At 64.6% G+C, this 13,970-nt stretch carries 10 protein-coding genes; 7 read left to right on the forward strand and 3 right to left on the reverse strand.

Translation table 11 applies throughout. The annotated features are described in order from the left end of the window. Positions 1–159: 159 nt before the first annotated feature. From HX839_RS28090 to HX839_RS28100, 3 genes are all read right to left on the reverse strand, one after another. Positions 160–2,007, reverse strand: a complete 1,848-nt coding sequence (locus tag HX839_RS28090; protein ID WP_177068033.1) for an ABC transporter ATP-binding protein — start codon at positions 2,005–2,007, stop codon at positions 160–162. Then, positions 2,000–3,766: an ABC transporter ATP-binding protein gene (locus HX839_RS28095; RefSeq protein WP_177068034.1), complete on the reverse strand. Its 1,767-nt coding sequence runs from the start codon at positions 3,764–3,766 to the stop codon at positions 2,000–2,002. The genes HX839_RS28090 and HX839_RS28095 overlap by 8 nt, the downstream gene beginning before the upstream one ends. A 146-nt stretch (positions 3,767–3,912) precedes the next feature. Beyond that, on the reverse strand, positions 3,913–5,145 hold the full coding sequence (locus HX839_RS28100) for an acyl-CoA dehydrogenase family protein (protein WP_177021448.1): 1,233 nt from the start codon (positions 5,143–5,145) through the stop codon (positions 3,913–3,915). Positions 5,146–5,557: 412 nt separating this feature from the next. Between HX839_RS28100 and HX839_RS28105 the strand changes: the two genes are divergently transcribed. The 7 genes from HX839_RS28105 (at position 5,558) to HX839_RS28135 (ending at position 13,884) form a co-directional block, all read left to right on the forward strand. Beyond that, positions 5,558–6,601: an ABC transporter substrate-binding protein gene (locus HX839_RS28105; protein WP_177068035.1), complete on the forward strand. Its 1,044-nt coding sequence runs from the start codon at positions 5,558–5,560 to the stop codon at positions 6,599–6,601. Positions 6,602–6,617: 16 nt separating this feature from the next. Continuing rightward, positions 6,618–7,349 carry a class II aldolase/adducin family protein gene (locus HX839_RS28110; RefSeq protein WP_177068036.1) on the forward strand — a complete coding sequence of 244 codons (732 nt, stop codon included), beginning with the start codon at positions 6,618–6,620 and terminating at the stop codon, positions 7,347–7,349. A 158-nt stretch (positions 7,350–7,507) separates the two neighbouring features. Continuing rightward, positions 7,508–8,683: an LLM class flavin-dependent oxidoreductase gene (locus tag HX839_RS28115; RefSeq protein ID WP_177035534.1), complete on the forward strand. Its 1,176-nt coding sequence runs from the start codon at positions 7,508–7,510 to the stop codon at positions 8,681–8,683. A gap of 3 nt (positions 8,684–8,686) precedes the next feature. Continuing rightward, the gene (locus HX839_RS28120) at positions 8,687–10,237 is read left to right on the forward strand and encodes an ABC transporter substrate-binding protein (protein ID WP_177068037.1); all 1,551 of its coding nucleotides are present in this window, start codon (positions 8,687–8,689) and stop codon (positions 10,235–10,237) included. Beyond that, entirely contained in the window at positions 10,230–11,276 is a 1,047-nt protein-coding gene (locus tag HX839_RS28125; RefSeq protein ID WP_177068038.1) for an ABC transporter permease, read from the forward strand. Before HX839_RS28120 ends, HX839_RS28125 begins: the two co-directional genes overlap by 8 nt. Next, a complete protein-coding gene (locus HX839_RS28130) occupies positions 11,273–12,109 on the forward strand; it encodes an ABC transporter permease (RefSeq protein WP_102605256.1) in 837 nt (278 codons plus the stop codon). Before HX839_RS28125 ends, HX839_RS28130 begins: the two co-directional genes overlap by 4 nt. After that, positions 12,106–13,884 (forward strand): ABC transporter ATP-binding protein, encoded by a 1,779-nt coding sequence (locus HX839_RS28135; protein ID WP_177068039.1) that lies wholly within the window; start codon positions 12,106–12,108, stop codon positions 13,882–13,884. The genes HX839_RS28130 and HX839_RS28135 overlap by 4 nt, the downstream gene beginning before the upstream one ends. Positions 13,885–13,970: the final 86 nt, after the last annotated feature.

Below are 13,970 nucleotides of genomic sequence, written 5' to 3' on the forward strand. Positions count from 1 at the left end.
CCGGAGTGAGGGCACTCCGAGTCTAGGCGAGGAGCCGAGTGGTGGGGCAAGAGCGTTTTGCTTACTTTTGACTGGGCCGGCATTCCGGCTGTTCAAAAGTGAGCCGCTGTAAGAGCGGAACCAATCTCAAACATCACCCAAAAACGGATATACCCCCAATCACCCAGCCACCAAGTCCCCCACCCGTGCACTGCGCAAATACGTCTGATACAACGCCGCATAAGCCCCCCCACGATCAATCAACGCATCATGCGCCCCAAGCTCAACGACTTGCCCATGCCGAACCACAGCAATCCGGTCCGCATCCCGGATCGTCGCCAGCCGATGGGCAATGATGATCGCCGTGCGCCCCAGACACAGCCTGCGCAACGCCCGTTGAATCCGCCGCTCTGTGTGAATGTCCACCGCCGAAGTCGCCTCATCCAGCACCAGCACCGCCGGGTCCGCCAGATACGCCCGCACCAGGCAAACGAGCTGCCGCTGCCCATGACTCAAATGCGCTCCCAAAGGCCCAACCTCGGTGTGGTACTGATGCGGCAACCGCTCCAATACCTCATCGGCGCCCAGCTTCCGGGCCGCCGCGACCAGGGTCGCGTCATCCGCCAACGGCGCCGCCAACCGCAAGTTGTCCAGAATGCTCCCGCTGAACAACACATTGTCCTGCAACACCACCCCGACATTGCGCCGCAACGCATGCTGGGCCAGCTCCCGCACATCAATCCCATCCAGCCGCACCACGCCCGACTGCACCTCATAAAACCGCGTGAGCAACTGCACCAGCGTGCTTTTCCCATGCCCCGAAGGCCCGACAATCGCCAACACCTCACCCGCAGGAATATGCAAATCCAGCCCATTGATCACCGGCGCCTGCGCACTTGGCACATAACTGAAACCCACCTGCTCGAACCGCACCTCACCCCGCGCTCGGTCCAAATGGCGCGGTGTAGCGCTGTCGGTAATCTGCGCCTGGGTATCGAGCAACAGGAAAATCCGCTGCGCCGACGCCGATCCGGTGGCGTAGCGTTCAAACAGGTCCGACAGCTCCTGCAACGGCCCCAAGAACAGGAACACGTAAAACAGACTTTCGGCCACTTGCCCGACCGACACTTCACCGGCCGCCAGCCCATAGCCGCCCACCAGCAATAACAAGGCGATTCCCGCCGAACTCAGCAGCGCCGTAAAGGGCGCAAACCACCCCGAGCGCAAGCTGCCGCGAATCAGTGCATGGTTGAAGTCATCCAACAGCCCGCGATAACGCCGCAGGTTCGGCGTCTCCTGGGCGCACTGCTGCAGCATCCGCGCGCCGCTGACGCTTTCCACCAGGTGTGCGGTAAAACGGCTGCGGTTTTCCGCAACCCGCGCCCAGTTGCGCTGGGAGATCCGCTTGAAACTCCAGGTCGCCAGCACCAGCAACGGTACGGTGGCCACCAGGCTGAGGAAGAAACGCGGGTCGATACGCCACAGCATCACCGATGCCAGGCCACAGCGCAGCAAGGCACCGAGCAGTTCAGGCGGGCCCTGGATCACCAAGGGTTCGAGGGCGTCCACGTCGCGGTCAACCCGGGAAATGATCCGCCCGGCACGGGTCTGGTCGAAGTAGCTGACGCTCAACCCCTGGACATGCGCAAACACCTGCACCCGCAGGGCGTTCAACACGCGGATCGCCGCGCCACCGGCAACAAACTGCGAGACCCCGGCCAGCAGGAATCGCACCAGCCAACTGGCGGCCAGCCCCGCGCCCAGCCATAGCACCAGGCGCTCGTCCAGCAGCCAGTGGTCGGCCTGCTGAATCAAGCCACGGTCCAGCAGTTCACGCACGAACCAGGGTCGCAAAAACACCGTGAACACCAGCAACAGCTCAATGCCGATCACCGCGAAAATCGAGCGGCGGATTGGCCTGAGCAGCGGCAGCAAGCGTTTGAACATGCTGCGGTCGAGGGCCTTTTTCGCGAGCATTTCTTCAATTTCGATATCGCTCAAGGCTTTGCCGGCGATTGGATTAGCCATGGTCGATCCCCAGCAGGTCGCGGTAGTGCGGGTGGGTGTGTTGCAGTTCGGCGTGGGTGCCTGTGGCGGCGATTTTGCCGTCCGCGAGCATCAGCACCCGGTCGGCCAGGAGGATGGTCGACAACTTGCTGGAGATCACCAGCACGGTGGTACCGCGCAGTTCTCGCAGGTTGTTCAGTACGTGCCGTTCGCTGATGGCGTCGAGGGCGCTGGTGGCGTCGTCCAGGCACAGGATGTCCGGTTGGCCCAGCAGCGCCCGCGCCAGGCACAGGCGCTGGCGCTGGCCGCCGGACAGGGTCACGCCACGATCACCCAGCGGCGTGGCCAGGCCGTGGGGCAGGCGCAGCAAGATGTCGTCCGCTGCGGCGAGGCGCAGGGCTTCAAGCAATTGCTCATCAGTGGCGTCGGGAGCGTTCAGGCGCAGGTTGGCGGCGAGGCTGCCGGCGAACAGGAAGCTCTCTTGCGGCACCACGTGCACCCGTTGGCGCAACGCACCGAGGTCAAGTTCGCGAATGTCTTGCCAGCCAGCGCCGTCATAGCCCAGCAGCACGCGCCCGGTGCTCACATCAGTGAGGCGTGGCAACAGGCTGGCCAGCAGGCTTTTCCCGGTGCCGGTGGCGCCCACCAACGCGACAATTTCGCCGGGCACCAGGGCCAGCGAGCAGTCATGCAGAATGTCCCGCCCACCGCCGGGAGCGCTGACACTGACGTGCTCCAGGCGCAACCCCAGGGGCGAAGCGGGCAGGGTGGCGCTGCCGCTGCGTATCGCTGCGGGGGCGTCCAGCAGTTGCCAGATACGTTCGGCACTGGCCCGGGCATCGGCGAAGGTTTGCATCACCCGGCCAATGCCTTCGATGCGAAATACCAGGGTGGTGGCGATCAGCAGCGAGGTCACCAGTTCACCGATGCCCAACTGACCGGCTGCCACCAGGTGGGCGCCGTAGACCAGGATCCACACATGTCCGAGGGCTACCACCGCCTGGGGCAGCGGAATGCGTGAACTGGAATAGGCCAGCGCCTGGCGGGCCAAGCCTGCGAACACTGCAACCTGTTCGGAAAAACCCTGGATACGGCTCTGCTCAAGGGCAAAGGATTTGATCACCCGCACCCCGCCGATGCCTTCACTGAGGTCCTGGTTGACGCGGTCGTAGGCCGCGCCGACGCTGCGGTCGAGTTCAACCAGGCGTTCGGTTTGCATCACGAAAATCCACAGTCCGGTGACGGTCAGCAGCAGCGGTACCAAGCCCAGCCACGGGTTGTACCAGCTCAACAGGCCCACGGTGGCCAACACCACCAGCGGGGTTTCCACCACCTGGCGCCAGAAGGTGATCAGCGCGTCACGCACCTTGTCGGCATCGCGGGTGGTGCGGGTGATCATCTCGCCCATGCCGTGCTGCCAGTGATAACCCAGGTGCAGGCTTTGCACCTGGGCGAGGATGCGTTCGCGCAGGCGTGTCAGCAGTTCCTGGCTGAGCACCAGGGACATGACGCTGGCGGCGTATTGCAGCGCGCCACGGCCCAGGGCCACGGCGAGCATCAGCCACAGCCAGTGCCAGCCAAGGCTGGCATCGAGGCTGCCGTCGGCGTGGCGGATCACTGCGCGACCGGCGCTGACATCGTTGACCGCATGGCCGATCAGCCATTGTTGCCAGACCAGGCCGAGGTTGATGGCCACGAACAGCCCGGCGACCAGAGCGAAGCGCCAGGGCATTTCGCGGTAGATCGCCAGGCTGCGCAGAAGGGGGTGTTTTTCGATCATGAAAAGCTCATTGGGTTTATTGATCCTTCCCAAACTGTGGCGAGGGAGCTTGCTCCCGCCGGGTTGCGAAGCGACCCCAAAAACAGGGCCTGCTGCGCAGTCCAGCGGGACCAAGCTCACTCGCCACAGGGATGTGTTGGGCTGGTCTAGCGAGTGGTAGCGCCCTGGGTTTCCTTGGCATTGAGGATCGCCGTGTACTCCCCCGGATCAATCCCGTTCAGGTAGTAGTTGCCCACATGGTGCAAGCGCCAGCGAATCGGGTCGTGGGTGGTATGCACCCGGGCGTTGCGCCAGAACCGGTCGAGGTTCCATTTGCTCAGCGACGAACTGGCCCCCAGCAACGAGAAAATATCGCTGGAGATCTTCAACGAAGCACTGTCCGAATGCGCCCGTGCCGTGGCCACCGACAGGATCAATTCGTCCTGCAGTTCCTTGTTCTCCGGGTCCAGCTCATGTGCGTCGAACACCCGCGCCGCATCCCGCAACAGCGACTCGGCTGCACGCAGGGCCACCGCGTATTCGCCGATCTGCTTGATGATGTGCGGCTCTTCATTGGCGTGGTCCACGCCGCTTTCCACCCAGGGCCGGGCGTTGTGCTTGAGGTACTCCACCGCCGCGGTCAGCGCGCCCGAGGCAATCCCGGTATCGATCGCCGCATGCAGGATCTGCGGGAAGGTCAGGCCGGTGCGTTTCATCGGGCCCTTGCGCTTCGAAACGAAGTCTTCATCCAGCTCGATATTGTCGAAATTCACCGTGCCGCTGACCGAGTTTTTCTGGCCGAAGGCTTCCCAGTCATCCACCAGGGTCAGGCCCGGTGCGTTGCGGTTGAGCAGCACGCCGGCGCCGCCGTCATCCGAGGCCGCGGTCAGGGAGATCCATTCGGCAAGGTAGGAACCGGTGGAGTAGAACTTGCTGCCATTGAGTACCAGCTTGCCATCTGCACGCCGCTCGACGCGGGTCTTGAGGGCGAACTTGTTCTTGCCGCCGACTTCCGCCAGGGCGTTGCCAAAGCGCTTGCCGGCCAGCACATCGGCCACCAGGCGATCACGCACCGCATCCGGATAGCCGTTGAAGATGCCCCGCAGCATCACGTTGTGAATCTGCAGCAACTGGCCCACACCACCATCGGCCACCGAGACCAGGCGCACGGTTTCGACGATGGTTTGCACCGAAGCCCCCAGCCCGCCGAATGCCTTGGGCACACCGATGGCGGTCAGGCCGCTTTGGGACAGCAGTTGCGCCTGGCGCCACGGCAACTGGCCGTTCTGGCTGCTGTCGGCGGCAATCGCGGCGATCTCCACGGCGATTTCCTTGGCTGCGGCAATGGCTTCGGCCTCGCTGTGCAATTGGCGTACCGGTACCTGTTCGAACGTACTCATAGTTTCTTCCCCTGATTTGGCCCGTGTGTTTAAGCCCCTCTGCAGGAGCCGGCTTGCCAGCGATGGACTCAAGTGCACCGCGTAAACCCGTCAGTACACGTCATCGTTAACCACCATCGCTGGCAAGCCAGCTCCTACAGGGGATTGCGCTGGATGTCGGGCATTGAAGGTGCCTTGAGCAAGTTCTGCGCCAATGCCGAAAACCACCCCTGGCGGGGCCTGCGATAACGGAGTGTTGCTGGGGCAGCAGTGGCGAACGGGTGACTGCTGGGCCAGCAGCAGCGCTGCTGACAGGCCAGCAACAGTACTTCGACTCTTTGCGCCAAAGCCCTGCAAACCGGGGCTTTGGCCAATTGGCACGGCCTCTGCAATACCTCCATGGACTGCCTTGCCCAATTCAATGGAGCTGCCCATGACCCTTTCCGCGATCCTGCCCAAGCCTGCGCTTGAGCAGATCTGGTTTACCCGCTGCCCGGTACCGACCGCCTCCGGCATCGCCTACAAACTCGGTTGGCTGGGCGACGAATTCGCCGCCGACGGCCTGCCGGTCTCGACCTTGCAGGAGGCTCGTCAACTGGGCCATCACCACTACGATCACGAGCTGCCGGGGCTGTTTCGCGAAGGCGGTAATGTGCCGGCATTGGCCGCCCGTGCCGCCGGCGCGCCGAGCCGTTTGATCGGCCTGACCTGGATCGAGGAATGGCAAACCATCCTGGTCCGCCCGGACTCCGGCATCACGCGTCCCGAGCATTTGAAAGGCAAGCGCCTGGCCTTGCCGGCCTGGGGTGATAGCCGTCCGGGGAGCATCGCCCGGGCCATGAGCCTGCACGGTTACAAAGGCGCGTTGAGCCTGGTCGGCCTGGGCTTTGATGATGTGCAACTGGTGGAGGTCGCGCTGCACGATCAGGAGCAGGCGCCCAACCCACAGGAAGGTTTGCAACGCCTGTGGTCGGGCCTCGATTACCTGGCGCGCGGCGAAGTGGACGCGGTGTACGTCAAGGGCGCTTCGGCCGCCGACGCCGCGCGCCGTCTGGGCCTGGTGGTGGGCATCGACCTGGACCTGATCGCCGAGCCGCGCTACCGCATCAACAACGGCACGCCGCGCCCGATCACTGTCCACCAGAGCCTGCTGGACAACCACTTTGACCTGGTGGTGCGTTTCCTCGCACAAACCCTGAACGCGGCTGACTGGGCCGCGAACAATCGCGACGGCCTGAACGCGATTCTCGAAGAAGAAACCCGCGCCGGCAGTGCCGGTGTGGCCGAGGCCTATCGCGGTGATTTCCATACCACCCTGGCGCCGGACCTGTCGGCCGAGCGCCTGGATTTCCTCGGCATCCAGAAAGACTTCCTGTACCTGCACGGCTTCCTGGAGCGCGATTTTGCGATCGCCGACTGGGTCGACCCGCGCCCTCTGCAAGCTGCCCATGAACTGTTGGCCAAGCGCCGCGCCTGAACCCGGAGAAATTGCCATGACTGCCATTGTCCACGCCCAACCGATCACCCAGGAACTGCAGGCCTTTATCGACAAGGTCCTGCTGGAAGCCGAAGAAGCCTTCACGGTCTTCCGCGAAACCAACACCATCACCGCCAACGGCACCGTGGGCTTTATTGAGCGCGTGCCGGGCCAGGAACTGCTGGTGTCGGTCAACTACGGCGGCCCGTGGAACTACCACAAGCCGCTGCAGGCCACCGTCACCGACTTTGCCGGCAACGTGATTGTCGGCAAGGGCAAGGGCGGCCTGGGGCGCTACACCAAGCTGTTCCAGCAGCATGCAGACGTGACCACCGTCTCCCACGTGCACTCGCCGTACCTTGGGGCCTGGGCCCAGACCCACCGCACGCTGCCGTTCCATTACGTGCCGGTGCAGCGTTACCAGTTGGCGCGGGAACTGCCGGTGTACATCGACCGTCGCCAGCAGGAAGTGGACTTCATCCTCGACAAGATCGCGGAAAACCCCTTCAACCTGGCGATCCTCGAAGCCAACGGCGGCTCCACGGTGTGGGGCAAGCAGGGGTTGCGGGCCACGGCTGAGTTCATCCTGTTGCTGGAAGAGGGCGCGCAACTGCAATTGCTGGCGGATGCCCTGGGCGGTTCGCGGGCATACGGGCCGGGGGTGTTGACCCAGCAGTGGAAGATGAGTGGGTTGTTTGAGCAAGCCACGGCGCTGGGCCTGGTCCCCGCCATCGACCGCAAAAACTGAACACACCCTTATCACGGTGACTGAAACCACCACGACCCCTGTAGGAGCCGGCTTGCCGGCGATAGCGGTGCATCAGGCGACATTCCTGTTGGATGTGCCACCGTCATCGCCGGCAAGCCGGCTCCTACAAGGGGCGGTTCCATTCAAGGATGTCTGTCATGGCGGTAAAAATTCTCTGGTACCTCACCACCCCCGACGGCCCTTATCCCTGGGAGCCCGAAGGGCGCTGGAAGACCGACTTCCAGCACCTCAAGCAACTCGCGGTCGCCAGTGATCGCCTGGGTTTCTACGGCTCGCTGCTGGGCTCCAGCCCCAACGAAAGCCTGGCGGTGGCCGCCTCGCTGATCGACGCCACCCAGCGCCTGCGTTTCCTGGTGGCGCAACACCCGGGCGAGCTGTCACCGGCAGTCCTGGCCAAGTGGGCCCTGACCTTCGACCAATTCTCCAATGGCCGCCTGCTGTTCAACGTGGTCAATGGCAATGATGCGGGCCTGGCGACCCTCGGCGTGCATTACCCCCACGATGAGCGCTACGCCTTCAGCCTCGAATACTGGCGCGCCTTCCAGGGCTTCTATGCCGGCGATACTCGGGGTTATGAAGGCCAATACATCAAGCTGGCACCGCGTGCGCCGGGAGCGGCCAAGCATCCGCTGGGCGGCTGGCATCCGCCGTACCAGAAACCGGGCATCCCGCTGTGGGGCGCCGGCACCTCGGGGCCAGGGGTGGAACACTCGGTGCAATTGCTGGACGTGTACCTGAGCTTCGCCAATACGCCGCCAAAGCTGGGGGACAAGTTCCGCAAGGTCGCCGCCGAAGCCGCGAAGATCGGCCGTGAGCTGACCTTCGGTACCCGCCTGCAAATCATCGTACGCGAGACCGAAGAAGAAGCCTGGGCCCACGCCGAGAAACTGCTGCAACGCACCTCGCTGCAAACTGCGCGCAATGCCATCGAGCGTCAGTTGCCACCCGGGGTGAGCTTCGAGGATTACCACAGCGACGACCCGCAAACCCAGCGCAACGTCGAGACCATTCGCGCCGGCCGCCTGCCCACGGCTCGCGAGCTGGAGATCTACCCCAACGTGTGGCTCGGCCCGAGCCTGTTCGGCTTCAACATCCTCGGCCCGGCCGCCGGCACTTACCTGGTGGGCAGCGCCGAACAAGTGGCCGAGCGTATCCGTGAGTACGAAGCCCAGGGCACCTCGGCGTTCATCCTGTCGGGTTTCCCGCTGATCGATGAGGCGCACCGGGTGGCAGACCTGCTGTTCCCGTTGCTCGACCTGGACCATGGTTTTGATGTGCCGCGTCTGAACGCCGTGCAGCAGCAAGAGGCGTAGCTGATGAGCGAAGGATTTTCCCGCCGAGTGTTTCTCGGCAACAGCCTGGCCATCGGCGGCGGCTTGCTGCTGGGTGGTTGTGACAGCGGGGCGGCGCCGGCGGCGGTGTTGTCGACCACACCGACCACCGGCGGACGCCTGCGCATCGGCATTATCGACGGCGACCAGTCCGGCAACCTCGACGCCCACAAGCCGGTGGGCGGCGGGATCATTCGCGGCTGGGCGCTGTACAGCAAGTTCTGGGAATGGAACACCGACGTCAGTACCCGCCTGGCCCTGGCCGAGTTCGCCGAGCCGAACGCCGATGCCAGCGCCTGGACCATCCGCATCAAGCCGGGCCTGGAGTTCCACCACGGCAAGACCATCGGCGCCGACGACATGCTGTTCTCGCTGCTGCGCCTCACCGATCCGAAACTTGCCTCGCCGTTTGCCGGACTGGTGGGCGCCATCGACCGCAATGCGCTGCGCAAGCTGGATGAGCGCACCATCGAAATCCGTTTCAAACAGGGCCAGAGCTTTTTCCCGCTGGATGAAACCCTGATCAGCTTCGGCGGCATCGTGCCCACCGACTACGACCCCATCACCAATCCGGTGGGGGCCGGCCCCTACAAACTCAAGCGCTTCGTGCCCGGCCAGCGCTCGCTCTACAGCCGGTTCGAGAATTACTACAAACCCGGCCAGCCTTATGCCGACGAACTGGAAATCATCGAATTCAAGGACCAGGTCTCGCGGGTGGCCGCATTGCGTGCCGGGCAGATCGATGTCGCCAGCGGCGTGCAGGCCGAGCACAGCGCGCTGCTCAAGGCCGACTCGCGCCTGTCGCTGTGCGTGTCGCCCAGCACCTCGTTTACCGGCTTCAACCTGAACCTGGCCAAGCCGCCGTTTGACGACGTACGGGTGCGCCAGGCGTTTCGCTTGCTGGCTGATCGGCAAGAGTTGGTGGACCGGGGCCTCAACGGTTTCGGGCGCATCGCCAATGACCTGTATTCGCCCCACGACCCCACCTACAACCACGACATTGCGCAGCGCCCCCATGACCTTGAGCAAGCGCGCTCGCTGCTGCGCCAGGCCGGGCAGACCGATCTGCGGGTGGAGCTGACGACCCCGTCCGGCGCCGGCGTGAATGCCGCTTTGGTGTTTGCGCAACAGGCGAAGAAGGCTGGCGTGGAGGTTCGCGTGACCCAGGTCGACGGCGCGGTATTCAACGGCCCGCAGCGCGAGCAGTGGCAACTCTCACCGGGTTCAACCCCGGCCCGTGGCTTCCTCGCATCGGCGTTGCACAACGACGCGCCCTTGGCGATCTACAACCGCAGCAACTTCCATGACCAGCGTTTCGATGCGCTGTATCGCCAGGCCCTGGCCCAGCCGGATGTGCAATTGCGCAAAGGCCTGGTGCACGAGGCCCAGCAGATTCAACACGAACGCGGTGGCCTGCTGATCTGGGGTTTCAACGATGTGCTGGACGCCGCCTCGGTACGGGTCGGCGGCCTTGCGCCGGAACAGACCACCTTCGCCTCCTGGCGCTTTGACGAGCTGTGGTTGAACCATGTCTAAACCCCTGCGAACGCCGGCCTGGTTATCGTGGTTTATCGGCCGCCTGGGCTACGGCCTGCTCACCGCGTGGGTGATCAGCCTGGTGGTGTTTATCGCCACCCAGGCGCTGCCATCGGACCCGGCCCGGGTGATCCTCGGCCCCGACGCGCCACTGGAAAGCATCCTCACCCTGCAACATCAACTGGGGCTGGACCAACCGATCCTGCGGCAATATCTGCGCTGGCTCGGCTCGGCCCTGAGTGGCGACCTCGGGGTGTCACTGGATTCCAACGCGCCGGTCGGCAGCATCCTGTGGGGGCGTTTCGGCTACACCCTGGCGTTGCTCGCCGGGGTGATCGCCGTGGTGGTGCCGGCGGCGCTGGGCCTCGGTGTGTACCTGGCGCTGCGCCGCGACAGCCACCTCGACCGCTGGAGCCTGTCGTTGCTGATTTTCCTCAAGGCCACGCCGGGCTTTCTGTTGGCCATCGGCCTGGTGCTGCTGTTTTCCATGCCGCATATGGACTGGTTGCCGGCGGTGTCGATCCTCGACCCGGATCAGTTGCTGCGGCGCCAGTTGCCGTTCCTGGTGCTGCCGGTTCTGGCCCTGAGCCTGTCGGCGCTGCCGTACCTCACGCGCATGGTGCGCGCCGCGATGATCGACGCGCTGGAGTCCGACTACGTGATCGCCGCACGGCTGCGGGGCATTCCCCATTGGCGGATCGTGTGGCGGCATACCTTGCCCAACGCGCTGGTCCCGGCGATCCAGGGCGTGGCGCTGACCTTGCGCACGCTGATCGGCGGCGCAGTGCTGGCCGAAGTGATCTTCAGTTACCCCGGCATCGGCACCGCCCTCAACGCGGCGATCCAGATGCGCGACTTGCCGATGATCCAGGCCATCGTGCTGGTGATCACCCTGGCGGTGGTGCTGATCAACCTGTTGGCCGACCTGTTGACGGTGCTGCTCACGCCCAAGCTGCGCACGGCCCGTCGCGTGACCCTGATTTCGCGCAACCGCCGGGGCATCACCCCGTGGTGGCGGCGCTCCCGAGGTGATGCATGAGCAAAACGCGAATTTCCCGCTGGCTGGCCGAACCGCAAACCCGCAAGGGCGCGCTGATCACCTTGCTGGTCATTGCCGTGGCGCTGTTCGGTCCGTTGCTGGCGCCCCATGGCTCGACGGACATGGTCGGGCCGGTGTACGGCGCGCCCACGGGGTGGGCGCTGCTCGGGTATGACTTCCTGGGGCATGACGTGTTGTCGCGGCTGCTCAGCGGCGGCCTCTCGGTGCTGTGGATGTCCGTGGCGGCGGCGAGCATTGCCCTGGCCGTCGGCAGTACTCTCGGCTTGCTTGCGGGGCTGTCGCGGCGGCGCCTGGACCAGTTGATCACCTGGCTGGCGGACGTGTCCCTGGCGTTCCCCGACCTGATTCTGGTGCTGTTGATTGTCTCGATGCTCGGCCGCGCGCCGTGGTTGATCGTGCTCACGGTGTCGATTGCGTTTATCCCGGGGGTGATCCGCCTGGCGCGGGCCAGCGCGGTGGCAGTGGCGGGGCAGGAGTTTGTCGAGGCCGCGCAGATGATGGGCTACTCGCGGCGGCGGATCCTGTTCAAGGAGATCCTGCCGAACATCCTTACGCCGTTGCTGGTGCACTTTGGCAACATGCTGACCTGGGGGGTGGGCATGCTCTCGGGCCTGAGCTTCCTCGGTTATGGCGTGGCGCCGCCGGCGGCGGACTGGGGCTTGATGATCAATGAAAACCAGGCCGGGTTGCTGGTGCAGCCCTGGGCGGTGTTGGCCCCCGCCGTGCTGATCGGCGTGTTTGCCTATGGCACCAATATCCTCGCTGAAGGCATCGGCCGCAGCAGCGCACGCCTGGGAGAAAAACAGCCATGAATGCAATCGCGCAGATGACGACGACGGTGCTGCAGGTCAGTGGCTTGCGGGTTGAATTGGCGGGGCAGGTGGACGTGTTGTCCGGCGTGTCCTTCAGCCTGGAAGCCGGGGAAATCCTCGGGCTGGTGGGTGAGTCGGGGTCCGGCAAGACCACCTTGGCTACCGCGCTGCTGGCCCATGCCCGACGCGGCGCACGGATTGTCGGTGGCCAGGTGCATGTCGCGGGCCAGGCGTTATTGGGCCTGGAAGGTGAAGCGTTGCGCCGTGCCCGTGGCAGCCTGATCGGCTATGTCGCCCAGGACCCGGCCACGGCGCTCAACCCGGCGCTGCGCATTGGCAGCCTGTTGGATGAAACCCTGGCGGTGCATCAACTGCGCCTGGACAAGGCGGCGCAGCGACAGCGCATCATTGAAACCTTGCGTGATGTCGGCTTGCCGGATGACCCGCAGTTCTTGCGCCGCTTCCCTCATCAACTGTCCGGCGGCCAGCAACAGCGAGTGATGCTGGCCCTGGCGTTTGTGCTGCAACCGCGGCTGATCGTGCTGGACGAACCGACCACCGCCCTGGACGTCACCACCCAGGCGCATATCCTCGCCACCTTGCGCCGCTTGTGCAAAAGCCAGGGCGTGGCGGCGGTGTATGTGTCCCATGACCTGGCGGTGATCAAGGACCTGGTGGACCGGGTGATGGTGATGTACGCCGGGCGGATTGTTGAAACGGCTACTCGGGACGCCTTGTTCAGTCGGCCATCCCATCCCTACACCCGGGGCTTGTTGGCGGCGATTCCCGATGTGGCCGGGCGCCGAGAATTACGGGCGATTGGCGGGCATGCCCCCGCGCCTGGGCAGCGGCCTCAAGGCTGTGGCTTCGGGCCGCGGTGCGAGCGTTTTCGGGCAGGGTGTTCGCAGCAGGAACCGCTATTGCAGCCGCTGTCGCCAGGGCATGAAGTGGCGTGTCTTGCACCCCATGGTCAGCCGTTGCAGCGCATCGCCCTGGCGCCGATTGCTGCGGTGGACGCGCGCACCGACAAGGCCTTGCTGGAAATCAGCGGGTTGAACGTGGCGTACGACCGCCAGGTGCTGTTTGACGTGTCCCTGCAATTGCTGCCGGGGGAGTGCCTGGCGCTGGTGGGCGAGTCCGGTTCCGGCAAGACCAGCCTGGCGCGGGCCGTTGCCGGGTTGGGGGAGAATGCCGAAGGCGAGCTGCGTTACGCGGGGCAACCGCTGCCATTACAGGCACGGCAGCGCGAGGCGGGCTTGCGGCACCAGATTCAGTACATCTTCCAGAACCCGTACCGGGCATTGAATCCCCGGCAGACGGTGTACCAAACCTTGAGCGCACCGCTGGAGCACTTCTTTGCGGTTAAAGGCAGTGCCGCGCGTGAGCGGGTGGAGGCGGTGCTCAAGCGGGTGTCGCTGCCGGCTTCGGTGGGCGAGTTGTATCCCCATAGCCTGTCCGGCGGTGAGCGCCAGCGCGTGGCAATTGCCCGGGCATTGGTGTGCGAACCGAAGCTGCTGATCTGCGATGAAATCACCTCGGCGCTGGACGTCTCGGTGCAGGCGTCGATTCTGGATTTGCTGCGCCAGTTGCAGCGGGACGGGTTGACGTTGCTGTTCGTCACCCATGACTTGGGCGTGGTGCGGGCGATTGCCGACCGGGTGTTGGTGCTGAAGGTCGGGCGGGTGGTGGAGCAGGGCGCGGTGGATAGCGTGCTGGATCAGCCGCAGGCGGCGTATACGCAGACATTGCTGGAGCATTCGCCATCGCTGGGCTGATTGGCACTGCTGCGCAGTGATCGCCGGCAAGCCGGCGCCTACGGTAAAAGGCGCACACCTGTAGGAGCCGGCTTGCCGGCGATAGC

Source organism: Pseudomonas sp. I8001 (assembly GCF_013385345.1).
Classification (GTDB): Bacteria; Pseudomonadota; Gammaproteobacteria; order Pseudomonadales; family Pseudomonadaceae; genus Aquipseudomonas.

Coding starts and splice junctions, on each gene's coding strand:
- HX839_RS28120 (WP_177068037.1), top strand. CDS start 8,687: ATGAGCGAAGGATTTTCCCGCCGAGTGTTTCTCGGCAACAGCCTGGCC.
- HX839_RS28130 (WP_102605256.1), top strand. CDS start 11,273: ATGAGCAAAACGCGAATTTCCCGCTGGCTGGCCGAACCGCAAACCCGC.
- HX839_RS28115 (WP_177035534.1), top strand. CDS start 7,508: ATGGCGGTAAAAATTCTCTGGTACCTCACCACCCCCGACGGCCCTTAT.
- HX839_RS28090 (WP_177068033.1), bottom strand. CDS start 2,007: ATGGCTAATCCAATCGCCGGCAAAGCCTTGAGCGATATCGAAATTGAA.
- HX839_RS28100 (WP_177021448.1), bottom strand. CDS start 5,145: ATGAGTACGTTCGAACAGGTACCGGTACGCCAATTGCACAGCGAGGCC.
- HX839_RS28135 (WP_177068039.1), top strand. CDS start 12,106: ATGAATGCAATCGCGCAGATGACGACGACGGTGCTGCAGGTCAGTGGC.
- HX839_RS28105 (WP_177068035.1), top strand. CDS start 5,558: ATGACCCTTTCCGCGATCCTGCCCAAGCCTGCGCTTGAGCAGATCTGG.
- HX839_RS28095 (WP_177068034.1), bottom strand. CDS start 3,766: ATGATCGAAAAACACCCCCTTCTGCGCAGCCTGGCGATCTACCGCGAA.
- HX839_RS28110 (WP_177068036.1), top strand. CDS start 6,618: ATGACTGCCATTGTCCACGCCCAACCGATCACCCAGGAACTGCAGGCC.
- HX839_RS28125 (WP_177068038.1), top strand. CDS start 10,230: ATGTCTAAACCCCTGCGAACGCCGGCCTGGTTATCGTGGTTTATCGGC.